This is a genomic window from Thioclava sp. NS-SX20, from assembly GCF_057380695.1.
In genome coordinates, this window is record NZ_CM170816.1 from 1,154,545 (window position 1) to 1,176,299 (window position 21,755).

The window sequence follows — 21,755 nt, forward strand, 5'->3', positions numbered from 1 at the left end:
CCCATGTCCGACGCCTCGATCCATCTCCTGCTACCCTACATCCTCGCAGCGCAGGCCCAGAAGCACGTCACCCATAACGAGGCGCTGCGGATCCTCGACGGGCTCGTCCAACTTTCCGCTCTCGACCGGGATCTGACCGCGCCGCCAGTCAGTCCCGCCGATGGCGACCGCTATATCGTCGCTTCGGGCGCGACCGGCGACTGGGCGGGCTGGGACCTGAACATCGCCCTCTGGACCGACGGCGCCTGGTTGCGCCTGCCACCGCGAACTGGCTGGCGGACATGGGTCGAGGACGAGGCCGTGCTGCTCGTCTGGACCGGCGCTGCCTGGGAGGTCGTGGGCGAGCCAAGCGACATCTCGGACGCCGTCTTCAGCCTCGTGAACGACGCAGATCCCACGAAGAAGGCGGTATTCTCGCTCTCCGGTATCAGCACCGGCGCGACCCGCAGCTACACCCTGCCGAATACGTCGTCGGAACTGGCGATCCTGGCGGGCACCCAGACCTTCAGCGGCAACAAGACCTTCTCGGGCACGCTGACGGCCTCTGGCACCGTCACAGTCTCGGGCGCGACGGCCACCATCGGCACGGCGACGGGCAGCGCGACTTACGGGATGGGCACCGGGGCGACGACCACCGGCATCACCAAGACCGTGAACCTCGGCACCGGCGGCGTGTCGGGCTCGAACACGGTCGTCAACATCGGCCCCGCGACCTCGGGCGCGAACGGCACCACGGTGGTCAACACGCCGACCGTGACCTTCGCCAACGCCGTCACGCAGGTCGGCATGCCCCAGGCGAACCTGACCGCGCAACTTCTGGGCCTCGGTGGCGCGACGGCCGACAGCTATAATCGGCTCTCGGTCAACACGCCCGCGGTTCTGCTGAACAACGCAGGCGCCGGGATCGAGGCGACGGTCAACAAGACCGCAGCCGGGAACGACGCCGCCTTCGCCTTCAAGACAGGCTTTTCGGCCCGGGCGCTGATCGGACTTCTGGGCAGCGACGATTTCAGCTTCAAGGTCAGCCCGGATGGCTCGGCCTTTTACGAGGCGCTCCGCATCGACCGCTCGAGCGGCCGGGTCGAGATGCCCGAACCCGTCGTGCTCCCGGCGGTGAGCGCCGTTCCCGCGCCGCCGCCGAGCGGAAAGCTGGCCATCTATGCCCGCGACCGTGCCGGGGCCGGATGGCTCGACGTCCAGCGGCCCTCGGGGCGGTTCTTTCCGCTGCAGCCGCATTTCGGGGTGAACCGCATCGCGATCTGGGCGCCTTCCTCTGGCACGACCGTGAACACCAATGGCATGCCGCGCACGGCGGTCGGGACCGTGTCAACGCCTACGCTCGCCACCACGAACCTTTCGACCTCGATGCGCCGCTGGCGCGTCACCAGCGCCGCCACCGCCGATGCGGCGGCCGAGGAACGCTCGGCCGGCTGGGTCTGCTGGCGCGGCAATGCGGATGGGTTAGGCGGCTTCACCTATGTGAACCGGTTTTCGCTCGTCACCCTGCAGGCGACCGGCACGGGCTTCTTCGGCCTCTACGGATCGACAACAGCGCTGGCCACGACCCTGACGTTGTCGGCCGTCGTCAACTGCATCGGCATCGGATTCCAACGCGGCACCCACACGAACTGGCAGCTGGTGCAGAACGACGCCTCCGGCGCGCCCACGCTCACCGATCTCGGGGCGAGTTTCCCGGTGGCGAGCACGACGAACGTCCTGACCCTCACGCTCCTCGCCGCCCCGAACAGCAGCGAGATCGGCGTCCGGGTGGTCGAGGAGGTCAGCGGGGCAGTGGTCGAGGTGATGCTCGACACCGACATCCCCGCCGCCACGCAACTCCTGAGCCCGCGCAACTTCATGAACAACGGCGCCACGGCGGCGGCGGTCGCCTACGATTGCTCGGGGGTGTATGTCGAGACGGATTATTGAGCGCCAAGCACGGTCTTTGACGGGCCTTCCAGTCCCCGACGGGTGACCATCGGGTCGCACCACGCTTGACCTCGTCAGCGGAAATTCCGTCCTCTTTGCTTCCCCAAAATACCAAGAAAGGCGTGGTCGGATTTAGGGAGCAGTAAGGCAGATAATTCGCGTTCCAGCACTGTCTGCTCGGACTTCAAGTGCTTGAGACAATGAAAGAACATAGCCAAGGTTATCTCCGAGAGAGAACGGAAACATCGTCGGCTGGTCAGCAAGAACGTCAAGAGTGAGGGGGCGACCAACATGCATGAGCAAGGCTTCTGAAAGCCACTGGACCGTATCCGGGCTTTGCACTGCCATAGGAGCGTTTCTGGTTAATTTCTTGCCATTGTCGCTCTTGTTGAGCAGGGACCAATCGACTTGTGATTGCAGGACCATATTTGTCATGCGACGAGTACCTTCTCGCTCGCCATAGATCTCAGCCATCCTTCTGTGGACTTCCGCCGTGGTGCAGTCTCCTTGAAGGGACGTTAGCCGCCCCACAATCTCAGCGACTTTCGCAAAGAATGGATAAACTGCCAGCGCCATACCCCAAGTGAGAACTGCTACCTGCGGATCCGACACCCTCCGATAAATGTCGACGCCCCTATCAGCCAAGCCAGAGAGCTCTTCGCGAGGTTCGAGCCAAAGTCGGTTCAAGACGGTCCTTGTCTTCTTTTTCGCTTCTTGTCCGGCATGCGCATCAGTGAGAAGCTGATCGAGCTCGGTGATATCCGCAGCGCCCGACCGCACGCGTAAAGCTGCTGCCGCCCAATCAAGGCGGATGAAGCGGTCAAATCCAATCTGAGGAGCTTTAGGCTGCATTATCTTCCTTTTTTGTTCCCATCTTCACGAATGGCACGATCAGCTCCTCGACTGACATCCCTCCATGAGCAACTACCTGTTGGCCAACGGGGACAAAGGCCCCGCGACCATTCGCATAGAGTGGCAGAAAATCCAACGGCAGACCTTGGCCTACAAACTGAAAGGCGTCGGTTGCTTTCGGAACGGACGATGCCAACGTCTCGTTGCGATACGTGCGGACCCGTTCCCCTTTGACTTCACCGATCACGCCTTGATTGAGTCGCCCGATGCCCTCTGCATCGACGTTCCCATGATCGGCGGTCACATAAACATGGAAGCCTTTGCCGATAAGTAGGTTCAGCAGTTGCTCAACGAAGCCGGTTTCGCACCATTCCTGGATCTGGCTTGAAAGCCCTCGTTTGCCGAGCATGGCCCCGTGAACGAGTTCATCAATCATATCAACAACGATACCGGCGATCTTGATCGACGGGCTTGAAACAGCCGCCTCAAGCTCCGACATTTGTTCGGTCCGCTTGATAGCTTTGCGGTAATAGACTTCTCCGCCGCGCAGACCGTTTTCCAACCAGAAGCGGCTCCAGAGTGAAGGTTCCTGCGCGGTTGTTTCAATTGATGCCTGGAACTCACGCGGCCTCAAACCCGAGAACAGCGCCTGCCGGGAGACGGACGTCAGGGTTGGAAGCCATGCGAAGCAACCGTTCTCGTACGCGATGAGATCTGGTGCGCGCGAGCTCAAGTACTCTCGAATTTGCACCCATTGATCGAGTGCCATCCCGTCGAACACCAAGAGAGCGATCTTGTCTTCGCCAGCGCTCCGTCGCATCGACAGGAAACGCGGGATGTGATGCACCATGACCGGCGCCTTGGCGACAGGTAACGATGGCAGATCCTGAAACCGTTTTTGCACCCAATCTCCCAGCCTGGTGTCAGCATCGAGTTGCAGCGCACGCATGGCGGGCCGAAGGACCGCCGCGTCATCACTTGGCAGTTCATGGAAACGGTAGATGGTCTCAGCCAACCGCTTTGCTGCATCGATCCAATCACGATGAGTAGCGTCCGGCGCAGGAAGCTTTGCTGCGACGGACCTAATCCCACCGCTGACCAAGTCGCGCAGGTTGGTCGAGCTTTGAATAGCGCCGAGCTTGATCCAATCCGGCAACGTTGTTGGTGCAGTCCGGACGTTTACTGGCTGAAGTGCCCCTTCAAGGAAGAGCGTATCGACGATGACGCGGATGTCGGCATGCTCGAAAGGGATCTCGACGTCTGTGACAACTTCTGATGCCGTATCGCGATCCGATGGATCGATCTCAACGCCTTGCTCTTCCAGAAATCGGCCCCAAGCCGATTGGATCGCGCGGACCATAGTGGTCCTCGACGACAGAAAATCCTCTATCGGCAAATGCCCAACGACCGTGTCTGACAGGATTTTAGCGACATGCTGAGCGAGAATGGGGGGCAACATGACCCCGCGATAAAGCAACCCAAATGCCTCGCGCCAGAAGGTCTCCGGCTTCCGCAGGAGATGTGGACTGATCTCGAACAGATGCGTCAGAAGGAATTCTTTCGTCAAACTCTCGCCCAAGACTTGGGAAGCAAAGCTATTGTGAGCTTCAAAGAGCGTTTCGAGATAGGCGCTATCGACCTGTCGGATGACGCTGGCGTTCAGCTTGGGCATCAAATCGGCGAGGCTCAGGTCAACCCTTCGAGCATGCTGCAGGTAATCCCAAGGCAGAATGTTCAGGTCCGTTCCAGAGTATTGAAGGATAAGCGCTTTGCAAGTTCCCGTACCGCCATTATCCCAGACGGCACGATAGCGTTCTTCGTATTCAACCCGAAAGACGATCGGATCGTCGAAAGGAAGCACCTCAAAGCCGCGATCTCGCAGGACCCGGAGGATATGCTCATCCAGCAGGAGGTTGTCTGGATCGTTTGCGATCCAAAATGATGAAAGATCCTCTGGGAAGGCTTGAATTATCCGTTCTGTCCAAGGCGTCATGTGCTTGCATCCGATTGCTGACCGACGCGCAAGACGAGGACACAGTGTAGATCTGGGACGAAGGCTTCAGCGGCGTCCAGACGAGCGAGACGCGCATCATGTTCTACTTGCAGACGCTTCCTACGATAGTCGCGCACCGTCGCAAGTCCGACCCGCCCGATCGCCTGCTGGCGCGCATCAAAAGCGTAAGTTGCACGGTCCCGTTCTTCCCTTAGCTGGGTCATGTGCTCTTCGACCAGTTCGGTGAACATGCGTTCGCCCTGGGTGACGGCTGCGTCCTTGGATTTGCTAAAAAGCTCGACGCCGATGGCTGCGCTCGAGAGTTCTATTGTCTCAACGCGTTCGGTGAGAAGCAGATCCCAAATTCGTTTCGCGGTCGGTTGGAATGCCCGGCCTTCTTTGCTGAGGAAGACTGGCAGGAAACGTCGGCGGCTAAAGGCATCCGCCGACAGTGTGATTTCCCAGAGTGACCACACGCCCCTGACGGTTTCAGGAAGCCCCGAGATTCGGACGGAGGGCACATTCTGTCCCGCAACACACCTAGGCAAATCTGAAATCAAGGCTCGGGCTCTGGGATCTTCGAGCGTAAGCCACTCTAGGTCAGGGCGCCCCTCTGCAGTCCTTGCGTCGAAACACACAGGAGTTGCCTCACTGTCTCCTGCCCAGCGGACCTGCCAAGCATCACCTTCTTTGGTGGCTTGGCCGCCGTGACTCGGCAGGCCCGACGTAATGGCCCGTTCGAGCCAGAACTGTGCAGGATGGTCCCGCCACTTTTGAGCGTCTGTCGCGTCAAGTTCATGCTCAGCAGACAGAATCTGGCTACTTTGGCTATGCTCCGCAATCGCCGATCTGAGGTGAGACAAAACCGTTTCACATTCAGCTTCGATTGCATCCGGGTTCTGCAGGCCATTGACGAAAAGCTCGTCGAACAGCGGCTCTGCCTCGACCGAGTCCATGACGTCGGCCGCCTTGTCGACACCGAACTCTTCAGCGATGATGGCCAGCTTGGTTTCGAGAACCTCGCGAACACGATACTCAACCGTGTCTTCGAGCACGAAGTTGATGGCGCGCACGACAAACGGCTGTCCGATCCGGTCAACACGGCCGATCCGCTGCTCAACCCGCATGGGGTTCCACGGCATGTCGAAGTTCACGATGACGTGGCAGAATTGGAGGTTAAGGCCTTCCCCCCCCGCATCCGTGGATATCAGGATGCGGGCGTCCTGCGAGAACGCTTTCTGGGTCCGCGACCGCGCTTCAAGGTCCATGCTTCCGTTCAATGTCGCGACCGAGAAGCCGCGACTTTGCAAGAAGTCCGCGAGCATTGCCTGTGTCGGTACAAACTCGGTGAAGACCAGGACCTTCAGCTCCGGATCATTTTCTTCCTGCTGGATCTTGTAAATCAGTTCCAGCAAGGCTTCCGCTTTGGCATCGGTCCCGTGGACTTCAGTTTCCCGCGCGAGGAACAACAGCGCTTCGACGTCTTTGCGCTCGTCAGCCAGCGCCTCAAACGCGACCGCCAAGTCAATCTGATCTTCGCCAGAGAGTTCGTGCCAGTCCTCTGCACGCTCGGATGGGAAAAGCTTCAGCTGTGCATGATCGTCTTCGAGCGCGAGCATTCGTTTCTCGAGCGTCGTCCGGATCGCTGCCGTGCTCGAGGTCACTAGACGCTGCATCAGGATCATCAGGAAGCCTATATGGCGCTGCTTTGCCGCCATCGCCTGGTTGTATCCGTGGCGAACGTACTCTGTGACGGCTTCGTATAGGCTCTTTTGCGCCGCATGGCGATCCAGCCAGGTGACCGGCTGCAACCGTGTCATGCGCGGTTTGAAAAGAGGTTTTCCTTCGGCGTCGATAGCTGCGCGTTTTTCTGTCCTGACCACGAAGGGTCTCACCCGATCGGCCACTATACTGTTCACATCGGGGAAAGCGTCCCGATCAAGCAGTTGCATCAGGCGGTGAAATTGGTCGGTTTTGCCTTGATGGGGCGTCGCAGAGAGGAGGAGCAAATACGGCGCCGCCTCGGCCAAGGCCGCACCCAGCTTGTACCGCGCAACCTGGTCCGTGCTGCCGCCCATCCTGTGAGCTTCGTCGATGATCACCAGATCCCACGATGCGGAGATAAGATCTTCGAACCGTTCGCGGTTATATGTTTGGAGCTGCTCGACGCTCCACCCGCGCCGGCCTTCCATGGGCTTCACGGAGTCCAGCGAACAGATCACTTGGTCATGCACGCGCCAGAGGTTTTCCTCGTCGTTCCGCCACTGCCGAAAGGCGGAAAGCTCCGCCGGTTCAACAAACGTGAACTGCTCTCCGAAATGCAGGCGCATCTCAGCCTGCCATTGCCGCACCAGCCCCTTGGGCGCGACAACCAGGATCCTGCGGGCCATGCCGCGCAGCTTCAGTTCGCGAAGGATCAGACCCGCCTCGATCGTCTTGCCGAGCCCGACTTCATCCGCGAGCAGATAGCGGATCCTGTCGCGGCTCATGGCGCGGCCGAGCGCATAGAGCTGATGCGGCAGCGGCACCACGCTCGACTGGATAGGGGCCAGGAGCAGGTTCTCCTCCAGCGCGTCCAGCAGCTTTGCCGAGGCGGCCGTGTGAAGGACTTGCTCGACCGATGGCTGGACGGCGTCAAGCGGGCCCAGATCGCGCGCTCTGGCGCGGACGACGGCATCCCGGCCGGGCAGCCAGACCCGATAGGTGGTCTCGCCCCAGACCGTCTCGCGGTCCACGACGCGGCAGGGTGCAGCATGGCAGGCATGCCAGCACCATTCACCCACGCCAAAGGATACTCCGCCGTCCACCACAGCTCAGCCCCCGGTCCGGGTCACGGCGCTGTCGTACCAGAAGAGCAGCTTTTCATCTTCCTGCAGCGCTTCTTCGGGCACCTTGTTGGCGATGGTGACGATGGTCTGATAGTCCTTGTTCGCCCATGCTGCCTTGAAGCCTGCCCGCAGGACCTCCAGGCGGAACTCCTTGAGCTTGCGGCCGGACGCGTTGCGGTATTCTTCGAACTCCTTCAGCAGCGCCTTTTCTCGCTTCTTCTCCAAGTCCTGCGCCTTGTTCGGGTCAGGCACGAACCAGCGATCCTTGGCCTTTGCCTTCAGCCGCGGGTCCGATTTCTCGAGATTGCGAAGATCGTGGTAGTTCGTCGAAAGGTAGGTATGGATCTGGCTTGGCACATCGGCCGAGCCGTCATAGCGCAGGAAGTTGTCCTCCAGCAGCGCCGACAGTTCGGGGCGGGTCTCATGCTTCTTCCAGCCCGCACCAAGCTGGGCGGTAAACTCCGGGTGCACCTCTTGATAGGTCGAGGGTCGCTTGCGCAGGAAGTCCGTCAGCCAATCGATGGCACTGCGTTCGTCGGCGACGAACATTTCCATCTGGGGCGGCTGGGACGCCTGGGCGCGCCTGCGATCATATTCGGGGATCTGGTCGGGCAGGAAAATCATGCCATCGCGGTCGGGAAATTTGCTACGTAGTCCGTCTTGGAACTCTTGGCTCGAAAGTGGGACCAAAATTTCATGACGCACGAACCATGCAACTGTTCGATCAAATAAGATTCTAGGGTCGCGCTCAATCAAGAATTCCAATTCATTTCCGCTCTTACGAATAATGGGAAGTTGACGCAAATGAGCCTGAACAAAATCCCATACGGAAGCTTCGATGGAGCCTTTGGCTTCCAGCATTTTCTCCAAATCTTCGGAAGGTTTGTAAGCGGAAATAATCAAGTCCTGCTTTACCGCAGTCGTGGTCGTCAGGGCCTTAAAGCTTCCTTTTTGCTTATCAAGAGCCGCCACGTTAGCAACGACAAACCCGGCCTCCTGAATTGAGATTTGGATCGCATTCCATACACTTGCCTGCGTGTTGGAGAACTCGACAGTTAGCCATCTTCCAGGCTTTAAGACGCGGTAAACTTGCCTCAAAGCCCGAGTCATAAGTCCGCGATAATCGTTTAGGTCCTTGCCTTGCTCCTTGCACTCAATTGTTTCAGTGGTGGTATTGGTCCGCGCCCCGAGCCACCCCTCCCAAAGAAAATTCATCTGAGAGTACATTATGTTGGCCCCAAAGGGCGGGTCTATAAATGCATAGTCGATTGAGTTGTCTGGCAAATTCAAAACTTGTGCAGACTGCGTTGAAACAAAAGAGGAGCGACCCTTGTAGTTGGACTTTGCATCAAACTTCGAGATGGCACCCGACAGCATCTCGAGGATATTAAGCTCCTTAACGAGAGAGGGAATATACAAAGTGCCATTGGTCGGGCCTCCGCCAGCCCCCCAAACGCCAGATTGATAAGTCAGCCCGTAGCGCTTCGTAATCCTAAGCGCTACGACAGTTAGAAGGGATTTAACTTCCGGCCTAGCGCAAAGCGCATTAAATGCGGACAATGCCAGCCTGTTCCTACCTGAGTAAAAATGATGAACATGAGTGAAACCATGGGATTCAATAGGCTGTCTTGTGTTGTGTCCGGGCGGTAGCGCGTAGTGAGGACACCAATAATCTGAAATTGTTGCATCAGCTTTCAGTGCGATGGCAAAATCAACTTTATCAGGTATTTTCTGAAACTTACTTCCGGCATAGGTATACGATATCCTTACCGGGACTTGGACAGCCTGCCTGATAACCTTTTGCAAATACGGATCAAAAATTTCGGACCATTTCCGCTCTAGGCTGGATTTCTTGGCCTCTGAACCACATGTGGGGCAGTTGAACTTCGACTTAACTTTCCCTCCCTCTATATCGACCCCGTGTTCCCAAAATACGATCTCACCCTGACACTGCGAGCACAGAAAAACATCAGACCAGATGACGTTTTTGATAACTCCAGTGGCACCAATCTTTTCTAGATCGGGGCGCTCGTTGTCAGATATCTCGCTGAGGGAGGAGTTAATTACTTCCTCACTCGGATGGTGGAGCGTCTTAAAGGCCCAACCGTACGCTCGCTCTGCGTCACAGATTGCTTTTTTCGCATCGCTGTAAAATTTTTGTAAATTGACCGGCGAGTTGTAGGCGTTTGAGATGAAGGTTGCCGCGGGGGACAAATCTGCAATCAACGCTCGGCGCTGTCCAACTCTAGAAAACTCTTCTTGGTTCTCTTTTCTTGAAACTATTCCGCTTGGAAGAATTTTATAACCGAGGGCACGAACCGCTGCCTCATCTCCACATAGATTTGCTGCAACTCCAGTCGCTCCCGTCCCAGCGAAAGAATCGAGGACGACGTCGCCTGGATTTGTGTAGTGCAATATATAGTGCATGATCGCGCGATGTGGCACCTTCGTGTGATAAGGGTGAAGTTTATACAGGGGATCGTATTTGCCTTCACTAACGTCAGAGACAAAGGGCTCCCTATGATAGGGAATATCCTGCGTTGATGCAGATACTTTATCCTCTACCACGTCGTCCCAGAACGGATTCGGGCAGGCAGTATAATACGGCGGATTCGACAATGCCAAAATTGCATCATCCGTTGCCAAAGGAAATCCCTCCTGCTCCCGAAAGGCAGGATCCTTCAGCTTCTCAGCCAACAGCTTCAGAAAATAGTCACGCCGGGCATCGTCGTCAGGGAATGTGACGCCCAAGCATTGGACAGGACCCGAGGCCTCTTGGTTTTCAAATAAGTCACTCATTTTCTATTCCTTAAAGATTCTGGTCGAGGCGTTCTTGCAGCCCGGAGTAGCGAAGAACTTGTCTGCCCGACAACGTGGCGAGGAACGCTTGCCAATGGGGGCGGCTGGCTGGAAGCAGGGGTTTTGTCCGGTCGAACAGCTGGTCAAGGATGCTAGGCGTCTCCGCCGCATCCCAAATCTGGCCATTGTCCGCCGCAGCTTCCAGCACGGCCTGAAGATCGGCGGCTGTGAAACAAGGAGCCAGCGGCAGGATCACAGACTTCCCAAGCTGCTCGGCGTATCGGAAACTCCCTGCGTGTTGAAAGAGCGCGATCCCGTGCCCGACGAGCTCTTTGCGCGGATGTTCCGCAATGATGTTGAGTTTGGTCGGATCGTCAAAGCCGTTGAACCGGTCGAGCAACACGCCAGCCATCGCGGGAATTGCAAAGGCATCCAAGGCAGCGTGTTCCTTGAGTTCGTCAGCCGTCGATGTCTCAAGAAGGCGCCGGATACGCGTCCGATCCGGCTCCTTGAGCCAATCCCAGATGCGGGGATCGTTTTCGAGGTAGGGGCAGATGCTCAAAAGAACTTCGCCCGGCACCTGTTCGATCTTCTCGGCCACATAGGCTGGCATCACCGCATCATAGATCGCGGTCTTGGCCTTTAAGATTTCACGCAGGATGACGGCGAGTGTGCGTGTCTTGCTGGCGTATTTAGCACGTTCCGCGCCAAACGGCATGCTGATGATTGCCTTGATCAGGTTGATCACCAGCACATCCTTCGCCCGATCAAGATACTTCGTGCGCACGAAGGTACCGATTTCGTCTGCCGTTGCCGGAAACGCGGGCCCCATAAGGTCCGCATCAAACCGCGCGATGGCACTCTTGCCCTGTAGCGGAGCGTGCACCAGCAGGTGCTGAAGGGCATGCACGATGTGCGCGCGAACCAGCTCTGGCGTCGGCTGATACAGTTGATCCTCGACAACGAAGGCCGGATGGGCACACAGATGCCGATCCTCCTGCAGCCTGACCAGCGCAGCATGCTCGTGCGGTGCGAGTAACTGAAGATCCGCGTTGGCTTTGGTCAGAAGCTCGCTTTCAATGAGTTGCAGCTTTCGAACATCCTTAGCGGCGATGGCGTCGTCCAGTTCTTTCACAAAAGCCTTTGGACCGGCTTCACCTTGTGCAGCCAGTTCCCGGGCTTTTGCGATGATGTCGTAGGCAACCGCGATCCATGTCGACATCAGTGAGGATCGTAGCGCGCCCCCACGGTACGCGGTGATCGCCTCGCCGATGAGTCGACGGGACTCCCTATCCCTGACTGCCAATGCGAGAGAGTCGACGTCTGAAAGACCGGTTCCCACCAACATCTTCACTCCACCACGAAGCGCAGCTTGGTGGTGTCCTTGCCCTTGCATCGGTCTGCAAGGAAGGCTTCGAACCGCTTGCGCAGATCTTCCGGCGTTGCCGGAGACCCACCTTGCAGCAGCGCCGCCTTGATGTCGTCGCTATCGACATTGACCTTCTCCAGACCGGACAGAGCGTCCTGGATGGCAGAGGCAAAGTCGCCTGTTACCGGATCCGGAAGGGCCTTGGTCGATACGAACGCCTCGACCAAGCTGCGGGCGGCGGGCTTCAGTAGATCGAGGTTCTCCTGGATCGTCGGATCTTCGAGGTTGTCGAGGAGCGTCTGCCGCCAACCGTCGATCAGGCGATCCAGCTCTTCATCAAGCTGCTTCAAGACATTCGCTGCGGGCAGCATGTCACCCTGCTCGTTGGCGGGCTTGAAGCTACAGTGCGGGCACATCGGGCTGGCGGACAGTTCCGCCTCCAAGAGCGACGCGCAGCTTTTCAGCCTCTCGAGCTTGTCTTCGTAGCCGGTGAGCTGGCTGGTAGGCATCAGAGACACGTTCATCAGCGTCCGCATCGACGCAAGACGTGGGTCTTTTCGCAGTGACGCCTTAGTCTTGTCCTCGGCCACACCAAGACGCGCCCGACTGTGCTGAGCAATGTAGGCAGCGATGTAGTCCTTCTTGAGCTTGGCCAGGGTCTGACGGTACTCGGCCGCGTGCTGGGCCGTGCGATCGCCGGCCAGCTTCTCGAGGAGCTGCTTGCGGACTTCCTGCGACTGCTTCACCCAAGGATGGTCCGGCATCAGGACCATTTCTGCCTGAGAGAGGTAGGCAGCCACAGCGCCAAGATCTGCGATAAGATCCAGCATAGCCTCGACCGCTTTGAGCACGTCGAGGTTCTTGCTCTGAGCGGCGATATCGTCTGAGCCGATGCGCAGGTTCTTGAGCTTGCCAACCGTGTTGTAGGGGGCAAGATTTTCCGAGAAAGACTTGAGCTCGTCGAGTTTCGAGCGCCATTCGCGGATCTCTTCCTCCCGCAGAAGCGGTTGGCCCCAGAAGCTGAGGCGACCCGACATGTCATGCGAGGAGGCGAGAACCTGCTTGGTGAGCTTTCCCACCTCTTCCTGAAGCAGCTTCACCGGCTCATCGCTGCCTTGGGTAGCTTGTTGCGCCAGACCAGGAGGCAGCCCCAAGACCTCGAACAAAGAGCGAAGGACCGCCACGTTGATTTCCTTGGGGGCCTCGACATGCTTGAACTGCTTAAGTTCATCGAGCGGACGCTCGGCAAGGGCTGTAATCCTGCTCGAGTCGATCTTTTCCCCTGTGACAGCAAGGACGATGTCGCCCGAATAGACCAACCCGCCGAGAACGACCGCGAGCAGGTCCGGCTCGAGGCGAAACTTGATAGGAGCAAAGCACTCGACCTCGGCGTCACCGCTTATCAGCTCACTGCGGTTCAGCACTTGGCCATGGCCCTTGGCCTTCAACCGGTTCAGGACCTCCAGCGCATAACGCGACTGCGTTGGCTCGATGCGGTCGCCGTCTAGCATCTCCAGCCCATCAAGGATGATGACAGCATCCTTGGTCCGGTTGGCCCCGGCCAGGACGCGAAGCGTATTTCCAATCAGCTGCTTTCGGTTGGACTCGGTCACAAGTGCCGAGAACCTCGGGTACTCGGGCGCAACCTCGCCGAATTGGTTGTTTAGCGCTAGGCCGGAAATCGCATTCACCACGTCACGGAAATTGATCCGCTCTTCCGGACCTAGGCGCGCTTTGTCTCGCAGCGAGACGCCTTTGGTCCACTCCTGCAACGCCTTAGACTTACCCTGATAGGTAACCTCGAATGCCGACATCTGTTTTTCTTGCAGCCATTTGCTCATTTCGCGCAGAGCATCCTTGGCTTTGTCCAAATAGACAGACTTCGCTCCTCCGCTGGCAGTCGACGCCAAGTCTTGAGCCGCAGCGTAGAATGACAAATGGCGACGGAAAGCGTCGTCGGGGTTTCTCAGACGAAAGAATACTTCGTCAGCCTTTTGATCATCGCGGAAGCGCGGCGGCTCAAACGGTTGAATGAAGTAAATGTAGAAATCGCGTTCGGGCTGCGCGGTTGGGCGGTCGTTAGGGGCGCCGAAGAAGAGGTATCCATTGCGTTCAACGCGGCGATCCTGCCATTCGATCTGATATTGCCAGATCTGGTGCCCCGTCACGTAGGACGTCTCGTCCGTCTGTTCCATCAGCTGCCGGATGGCGCTGTAGTATGCGCGATCTAGGGCGTCATCGGACAGTACATCAGCTCGTTTCTCGACCTGTGCGTCGTAGTCCACGTCCTTCTTAAGGTCGAGGAAGTACTGCTCTGTGTCTGCGGCCTTGGAGATGAACTGCCCGTTGACTGTCCGGATTGTCTCTCGCAAGACAGTTTGAACGAGAGAAAGAAGATCGGCTTCGGGATCACCCCCCATGTCTTCGATACCGGGCTGGTAGAGGCAAAGCGTATCGCGCAACTCCTCCGCCGTGGGACCGACGGGAACGTAGATGTCCCCACCTGTCGTCAGGCGGTGGACAGAAAGGCCATCAATAATCCTCAGCGCTATAGGCCGGTATTGAGGCCGCGTGAACGCTTTGCGGACACGCTCCGACAGCACCTCGGAAACCTTCAGCACTGGGCCGATGTTCGGGTCGGCCTTCAGCGCACCGTTGGAGGCGACAGTTTCCCAGAACTTGTCATAGCCGATAAGCCCTGGTCGATCTTGGGGCACTTCATCCTTCAGCACGGCCTGAATCTGGTCTCGCAATGTGACCAATGCACCGCGTTTTTCGGTAAAGACGAGCCGCTCGAATGTCCCGATGTAATCCGGGTGAACCGGGAAAAGCCGAACATATTCGTCCATGCGCTCGTTCATGGATCCGTAGAACTTGGCGAATGGAGTCAGATAGGCTCGGATTTTGTCTTGCTGGTCTGCAGTCTTCTTGAGCAGGCGCTCGGCGACGACGAAGCTGACGTCCTGACGAGCGAGCAGCACTTGTGTGAACCGGTCCTTCACGCGCCGAAGGCTGTCCGAGACATGCTGGAAGCGACCGCTATCGAAGATTGCCTCCTGAACGCCCGCGACGAAACGGAAGCGGAGATGCTTGGTGACCTCGCCGATTTCACGCAGGAACGACAGGTCGAGCACAAGGTCGTGGTCACGGCGGGATCGTAGGTATTCGAGGAACTCATCGACCACGAGGAGAACGCCATGGTCCGGATGCACCTCCGAAAACGCGGCCATCATCTCTTCAAACGCAGACTTGTTGTTCACAACCTTGTCTGCGGCGGGGAAAGAGTAGCTCACCCCGTGCTTCTCGAGGAACAGCTCGAGCTGCTGGGTGATGATGTCCCGGAGAGACATCTGGCTGGATACCTCGATCCGGTGGACTTTGAACTTGCCCGCAATTGCGTTGGCAGCTTCCGCCACCTTCGGATGCCGGATCATAGGCAGATAAGCCGCATCTTCTGCCACGAGCGACAGCACGGACATCAGGTGAGACTTACCAGTCCCGTAGTTACCGACGACCAGCACCCCTTTGTGGTCCACGCTCTCGTCGAACGAAAGCTGTGTGATCATCTGGTTCGCAATTCGTTCGGCCATCTCGTCGGATATGACGTAAGTAGAAACCAGCTTCTTTGCTTCTTCGGGCCGGTTGGCATCGAGAAGCTGAATGACCGACTCGATCTGCTCGAACTGAATGAGATCGCCATAATGCATGGGCATATTCATTTCCTCTCAATGCACTTTAAAAAGGATCGCGCCATCTGAGCCGTGATCCTGATATTCTGGGTGACCTGTCACGGCGTAGGACAGGCGGTTATCGCGCAGCTCGCCAGGCCAAGCTGCCACCACTGGCCGAACACGGGCCTGTGCTTTTAGCACTTCGAGCGGACTAACCCGGAGTGTTCTGTCAAACAGGAGCTCTATGTTGTCGACGAGCAGCAGGTCTTGGCCGACATGCGTATAAGCCACCGCCTTGAACAGCTCTGATACCTGTAGGTGTCGTCGCGTCCTCGGAAGCCCTAACAATGCCCGCCCGAGGGCAATGCCAGCATTCAAAATTGGCACATTCACGCGATCTGATAGCCGGCCTAGGAGCGCGGTTTTTCCACTTCGTGGCGGTCCGATCAGAAGTATCAGCTTACTGTTCAAAATCGCTGTATCTGCAATCTTGCGTTCAAGTTCATCGATCATGCGTCCCTCCCGCTATCACTGGGAGCACGCGTGCTGGAAGACACCGGGGTTGCGTTCAACAGCACAATCTGCTGATCCTGCGGCTTCCTAGCGGATGGATCGGTGTCCAACCCTAGGCGCTTGAGCGTGTAATAGAGCAGCGCGCGGCGAACCTTGATCTCGGCTTTACCGTCCTGCATGCCGTAGTCGAGCGCGATCACCTTGGCCTGTGTATCGGACAGGCCCGGGTGGGGCCCCACTTCCAGCGTGACCTCCGAATGCCAATCGGCATCTTCCGCGGCAGTGGTTACAGCCTCAGCAGCCCCGCGCACTTCCAGCATCCGCGACAGCAGGAAGTCCTTGAAGCAATCGTCCGTCATACAGAAGGCTCGCGCATGCCAACGAAATCCATCGAAAGCGATGGCGTGGGGCGCAATCCAGCGCCAGCGCGGCTCGGGATGGGACAGGGATTGGTAGTTGACCTCTATCGCCTCGGTGCGGCGAATGGCACCAACGACCGCGCGTAAGGTTTCAGGATGAACGCCGCGCACAGGAGTTGGCGTCGAGGCAAAGGCCGGCAGGTCATTGGTCCAGCAATCATCGCGGTCGAGGAGCCCATCCTCAAGGGAGCGCAGCTGGGCCAGGTAGCGGCCAGCGTCCAGCTTTCCGAACACAGACTTGAAGCCCGGGCCGCGCACATAGGTGCGCGCGCTCTTGTCGTAGGTCATGTTGTCGGGGGCAAAGCTGATGTAGCGATTCAGGTCGGATGAAGCCTGGTTCACCGACAGCCCGAACTGCTCCATGACATCGCTTCGGTTCACATGCCCCTCCCAGAACAGGCGAAACTCGATGAACTCGAGCCGCTGCTCGACGCCCCAGCGAAGTTCCGACCTGTCGATTTCCACTACGCGCTCCCGCCTTGGTCGATGCGCACGATTACTATGCGCGCCCAATTATTGGGTTCTAGCCGACGCTATCCGACGGGGTGAGCGCGCGCAATCGAAATTGCGCGTAAAGCGATTGATATTGCTGGGGCTTGTGGGCGAGGCCTAGTTTCAGCAGGGACTGCGCAGTCACCGATCAGGCATTGATGGCTGTCCTCACTGCTCAGCTTACCTGCGGCACGCAGCACAGGGGACGTCAGGCTGCATGGTTCAGCCCCCGGCCTTGTCCGCTGGGATCTCGCTCAGCTCCCGGTTTTCGAATGCCACGACATCCTCCATCCGGTAGACAACGCGGCGTCCTATCTTGATGAAGCGAGGCCCGTCACCAAGGGAGCGCCAGTATTCGAGGGTCCTGTGGCTGATCCTCCATCGTGCTGCCAGCTCAATTTGGGTCAGACGTGTGTCAATCATTTTCGTTTCCTTTCGTGCGACCTCAACGGCCGAAAAGCAAATTCCCTGCGCGTCCAACACGATGCTTCGCGCAGGGTTTCGCTGACGATGCCCGCGCGGGATTCAGCGCCCGGCCTTTATCTCCTCCAGGTCGCGCAATTCTTGATTTTCGAACGCCAGCACATCTTCGAGACGGTAGATCACGCGCCCACCGAGCTTCATGAAGCTCGGTCCTTCGCCGCACCACCGCCACCGCTCAAGTGTCCTCGGGCTAATTCTCCATCGGGCAGCCAGATCGATTTGACTGAGGCATACTTCTCGCATTTTCGCTTCCTTTCGAACGACCACCGTGGTCGCGAGACAACGAATGCGTAGAAAGAAAACGTATTCAAGTCAGTGTGTTGCGGGGATCTGCGCGTTTCGGGCTGCGTCCCTCGGACATTGGGCGCAGCAGCGAATTACCCAGTGACCCGGCGCCAAATTGCGAAAAGTTCCCTAGAAGTCCGTAAGACTCGTAATCCTGCCGGAGCTTCCACATGGGTCACAGGAGACGGTCTAGTTGGAAGCGCACCTCCTCCGCCACACCACCCACGCAAGCACATAAATACATTAGCAAATTAAGCGTGGTGCATTAGCTCTTCCCCCTTTAATTCCCCCAATTCATCTCGGCACATGCCAGAACGTGCTGGTATATAAATTCGTCATGCTTGCTGCATGGGATACCGCTCAGTGTTTAAGAACCAAAACTAAGCGGCGCTGCCAACTCAGCTTAGTGCATTGCGCCCATCAAAATAGCCGGTAGAATTTCTGGAAATTGATAAGTGGCCAATATGCGAAAAAGAGATTTCACCGAGCGCGATGTCTGCAGCAAGCTGATAACACCAGCTTTGCGAAGTGCGGGCTGGGATTTATTAACACAGGTCTCTGAAGAGAAAACGCTTACAGATGGCAGGATAACCGTAAGGGGACGCGTCACAACGCGGGGAGTGCGCAAGCGCGCGGATTACGTTCTCTATGTAAAGCCGAATATACCGATCGCTATCATAGAGGCTAAAGATAACCGACACGCCATCGGCGACGGCATGCAGCAGGCCCTCACCTACGCGCAAATGCTACGAGTGCCATTCGCTTTTTGATCTAACGGTGACGGTTTTCTGTTTCACGACGCGACCGGCCAGTCTCCATTAGTGGAGACCACACTTGGTCTTGATAACTTTCCTTCCCCTGCTGAATTGTTGTCTAAATACGAAGCTTGGAAAGGCCTGTCGCCAGAAGCCTCAACAATTGCATTCCATGATTACCGCGACATGGGCAAGACGCCGCGCTACTACCAGATCAACGCTATCAACTCAGCCATTGAAGCCATCGCAAAGGGACAACAGCGGCTGCTCTTGGTCATGGCGACAGGCACGGGTAAGACCTACAGCGTTCCAGATCATCTGGCGTTTATGGAAATCTGGCGCCAAGAAGCGGATCCTGTTCCTCGCGGATCGCAATGTTCTCGTCGATCAGACAATGGTCAACGACTTCCGGCCATTCACAGGAGCTATGGCAAAGCTGTCGACCCATGCGAAGACTATCGAACGTGCTGATGGCACGCGAGAAAGCTTGACACTGGCCATTGATAAAAAGCGCCGGATCAATGCCGCCTATGAAATCTACCTTGGCCTTTATCAGGCGCTGACCGGTCCTCAAGAGCATCAGAAAATCTTCAAGAAACTCTCACCGGATTTCTTTGACCTGATCATCATCGACGAATGCCATCGCGGCAGCGCCGCCGAGGATTCCGCTTGGCGGGAGATTCTCGAACATTTTTCTTCCGCGACCCAGATCGGCATGACTGCCACGCCTAAGGAGACCGAATACGCATCCAACATGGATTACTTCGGGCAACCGATTTACACCTATTCCCTCAAAGAAGGGATCAGCGACGGCTTCCTTGCTCCCTATAAGGTCATCAAGAGCCATATCGACAGGGATGTGGAAGGGTATCGACCGACGCCCGGCCAATTGGACCGTGAGGGCAACGAGGTCGAAGACCGCCAATATAACATCAAGGATTTCGACCGTACGCTGGTCTTGGATGACCGGACGAAGCTAGTCGCCAAACGCGTCACGCAGTTCCTAAAGGAAAGCGGCGACCGTATGCAGAAGACAATCGTCTTTTGTGTGGATCAGGAGCACGCCGCACGGATGCGGCAGGCACTCATCAACGAAAACGCCGACCTCGTGGCAAAGGATCATCGCTATGTCATGAGGATCACCGGCGGGGACAAGGATGGGCTGAACGAACTGCCCAACTTCATTGATCCGGAATCCGATTACCCAGTCATCGTCACGACATCGCGCCTTCTCAGCACTGGGGTTGATGCACAGACCTGCCGCCTGATCGTCATCGACCGCGAGATCGGTTCCATGACCGAATTCAAGCAGATCGTTGGTCGTGGTACCCGCGTGCATGAGGACAGCGGCAAGAAATTTTTCACACTGATCGATTTCCGTGGGGCGACCAACCATTTCGCGGATCCAGAATTCGATGGCGATCCGGTTCAGATTTACGTCCCACCGGATGACGGAACGATGACACCACCTGAGGATGGCACCGATACAGCGTCGACAGTCGATGACGACGAGACGGGCACCGACCAAACTACTGGCGGCCCCGAAACACCGCCTGCCATGCCCCCAGACACGCCCGGCACAAACGGCCCGATCCGGAAGATCTACGTCGATGGCGTCGGCGCCACTATCCTGAAGGAGCGTGTCGAATACCTCGATGCCGACGGCAAGCTCATCACCGAAAGCCTGCAGGACTTCATGGCCCTCTGCGACCGGCTGGAGGCCGCCCTGACCACCACCGACACCACCCGCACTCGCCTCCTCGAAGCGCTCCTCCACGAGACGCTGGACCCCGCCACCGACAGCAAGGAAGCCGCAGAATGACGCTTTCCCCCGCCGAGGCAGAACGCCTCCTCCGTTCCCGTTACGGCGAACCTGCAAAAGCGCCGACCGACTACATCATCGGCTTCCGCAATCCGGTCGGGCGGGTCCTTGCCATCCACCGCACGAACCAGACAACCCGTGTCTGGTTCCAGCCGCCCGCACCACCGCATCTGGACGGCGTCGCGCTTCTGCCCGAACCCAACAACGGCAACTCGAACATCAACGGCCCTCTTGCGCCATTGAAGCGACCAGACACCCAGCGAGCCGAAATCGACAGCCCCACAGCCCTTCAACGCTTCCTCGACTGGTACGATGGCACGCCTGCCAAGGCACCGAAAGCGCCTGATCTGCTGGAAGGCGTCGATTTCGCCAGCGTCTTCGCCCGCTTCCAATCCCTGATCACCGCCTTCGACGCGCCCTTCACGCGGTTTGACGAAGGTCTGATCGCCGCTTGGGAAAGCTACAAGCCCCGCGTCCGCGCCGAAGCCTTAACTCGCCTCGGGGCCGATAGCTGGATGCAGGACCAAGTCGGCTCCGGCGCCATCGTCGCCAAGGTTATCGATGCCATCGAAATCCAGGCGACGCATGGTGACCTGAACAACAACATGGTGTTCTGGCAGAACCGGTTTGGCCACGCCAACCGCGACCACCGCGCCCTGATCGAAGCGACGACAACAGGCACCGGCCTGAAAACCCTCGAACGCCTGCTGTTCCAGCTCTATTGCACCGATGGAGACGAAGGTGCGCTGTTCGACGAATTGAGCGAGGCGACCGGCGCAAAGTACCCGCTGATGGCCTATCTGTTCTTCCTCAAGGACATGGACCGCTTCATGCCGATCCAACCGACCGGCTTCGACCGTGTCTTTGGCGAGATCGGCGTGAATTTCCGCACCTTGCGCAATTGCACCTGGGAGAAATACAGCCAGTTCAACGGGATCCTGAATGCCCTGCGCGAGCCAATTGCGGATCTGGCCAAACTGGACTACGTCCGCCTCATCGACGCCCATTCCCTACTGTGGCTGTTCTCGAACCTATTGCGCAAGGAAGCCGAGGGTGCCTTGGACAAGGGCGAAAAGGCCGATGCGCGTTACCTCGGTGCCCGGGAGAAATCCATTGCGGACATCAAGTACTCGGTGGGCAAGACGGTCTTCAGCTCCAACGGGCAAGTAGTCCCGACGACCGTCAAGAACAAGGAACTACACATGTCCGACGTAGAGTTGGACAAGCTGATCCGGGACTTGCTCACCATTCAGGAAGACCGCTGCGCCATCACCGGCCTGCCGTTCCAGTTTCGGGGCGCACAGACGGACGATAACATGCTGCCCTCCTTGGACCGCATCGACAGCAGTGGGCATTATGCCAAGGGCAACCTCCAACTTGTCTGCCAGTTCATCAATTTCTGGAAGCAAGCCTCGGACGATGGCGAGTTCCGCAGGTTGCTGAGCATCGTGCGTGGTGACGAAATGGAAGGCCGCTGAACAGCCTCATCTGCGACAAGTATATTGGTAAATCGCAGCTAGCTGCAGACTTTCATTGGAATTTGCG

General features: G+C 57.7%; 11 protein-coding genes and 1 pseudogene. 3 read left to right on the top strand and 9 right to left on the bottom strand.

What is annotated here, in order from left to right:
• The first annotated feature begins 3 nt into the window (after window positions 1-3).
• A complete protein-coding gene (locus AC2ISB_RS05820; protein WP_486576568.1) occupies window positions 4-1,929 on the top strand; it encodes a DUF2793 domain-containing protein in 1,926 nt (641 codons plus the stop codon).
• Between the two features lie 132 nt (window positions 1,930-2,061).
• On the opposite strand, the gene AC2ISB_RS05825 is transcribed toward AC2ISB_RS05820, so the two are convergent.
• The 9 genes from AC2ISB_RS05825 to AC2ISB_RS05865 all read right to left on the bottom strand — a co-directional run bounded on the left by AC2ISB_RS05825 (window position 2,062) and on the right by AC2ISB_RS05865 (window position 17,288).
• Window positions 2,062-2,781: a hypothetical protein gene (locus AC2ISB_RS05825; RefSeq protein WP_486576570.1), complete on the bottom strand. Its 720-nt coding sequence runs from the start codon at window positions 2,779-2,781 to the stop codon at window positions 2,062-2,064.
• Window positions 2,771-4,774: a BREX-3 system phosphatase PglZ gene (gene pglZ / locus AC2ISB_RS05830; protein ID WP_486576572.1), complete on the bottom strand. Its 2,004-nt coding sequence runs from the start codon at window positions 4,772-4,774 to the stop codon at window positions 2,771-2,773. The genes AC2ISB_RS05825 and pglZ overlap by 11 nt, the downstream gene beginning before the upstream one ends.
• On the bottom strand, window positions 4,771-7,584 hold the full coding sequence (locus AC2ISB_RS05835) for a DEAD/DEAH box helicase (RefSeq protein ID WP_486576574.1): 2,814 nt from the start codon (window positions 7,582-7,584) through the stop codon (window positions 4,771-4,773). Before AC2ISB_RS05835 ends, pglZ begins: the two co-directional genes overlap by 4 nt.
• 3 nt (window positions 7,585-7,587) lie before the next feature.
• Window positions 7,588-10,401 carry a DNA methyltransferase gene (locus AC2ISB_RS05840; protein ID WP_486576576.1) on the bottom strand — a complete coding sequence of 938 codons (2,814 nt, stop codon included), beginning with the start codon at window positions 10,399-10,401 and terminating at the stop codon, window positions 7,588-7,590.
• Window positions 10,402-10,411: 10 nt separating this feature from the next.
• Entirely contained in the window at window positions 10,412-11,623 is a 1,212-nt protein-coding gene (locus tag AC2ISB_RS05845; RefSeq protein WP_486576578.1) for a hypothetical protein, read from the bottom strand.
• A 128-nt stretch (window positions 11,624-11,751) separates the two neighbouring features.
• Window positions 11,752-15,483 carry a DUF6079 family protein gene (locus AC2ISB_RS05850; RefSeq protein ID WP_486576580.1) on the bottom strand — a complete coding sequence of 1,244 codons (3,732 nt, stop codon included), beginning with the start codon at window positions 15,481-15,483 and terminating at the stop codon, window positions 11,752-11,754.
• 12 nt (window positions 15,484-15,495) lie between these two features.
• On the bottom strand, window positions 15,496-15,954 hold the full coding sequence (brxF, locus tag AC2ISB_RS05855; protein WP_486576582.1) for a BREX-3 system P-loop-containing protein BrxF: 459 nt from the start codon (window positions 15,952-15,954) through the stop codon (window positions 15,496-15,498).
• Window positions 15,951-16,838, bottom strand: a complete 888-nt coding sequence (locus tag AC2ISB_RS05860; protein ID WP_486576584.1) for a BrxR family transcriptional regulator — start codon at window positions 16,836-16,838, stop codon at window positions 15,951-15,953. The genes brxF and AC2ISB_RS05860 overlap by 4 nt, the downstream gene beginning before the upstream one ends.
• Before the next feature lie 249 nt (window positions 16,839-17,087).
• A complete protein-coding gene (locus AC2ISB_RS05865; RefSeq protein ID WP_486576586.1) occupies window positions 17,088-17,288 on the bottom strand; it encodes a helix-turn-helix transcriptional regulator in 201 nt (66 codons plus the stop codon).
• Between the two features lie 809 nt (window positions 17,289-18,097).
• On the opposite strand from AC2ISB_RS05865, the pseudogene hsdR reads away from it, so the two are divergent.
• Window positions 18,098-20,084 (top strand): annotated as a pseudogene (hsdR, locus tag AC2ISB_RS05870) (EcoAI/FtnUII family type I restriction enzme subunit R); the annotation flags it as partial.
• Between the two features lie 122 nt (window positions 20,085-20,206).
• Window positions 20,207-21,688 carry a hypothetical protein gene (locus tag AC2ISB_RS05875; protein WP_486576588.1) on the top strand — a complete coding sequence of 494 codons (1,482 nt, stop codon included), beginning with the start codon at window positions 20,207-20,209 and terminating at the stop codon, window positions 21,686-21,688.
• The last annotated feature ends 67 nt before the right edge of the window (window positions 21,689-21,755 follow it).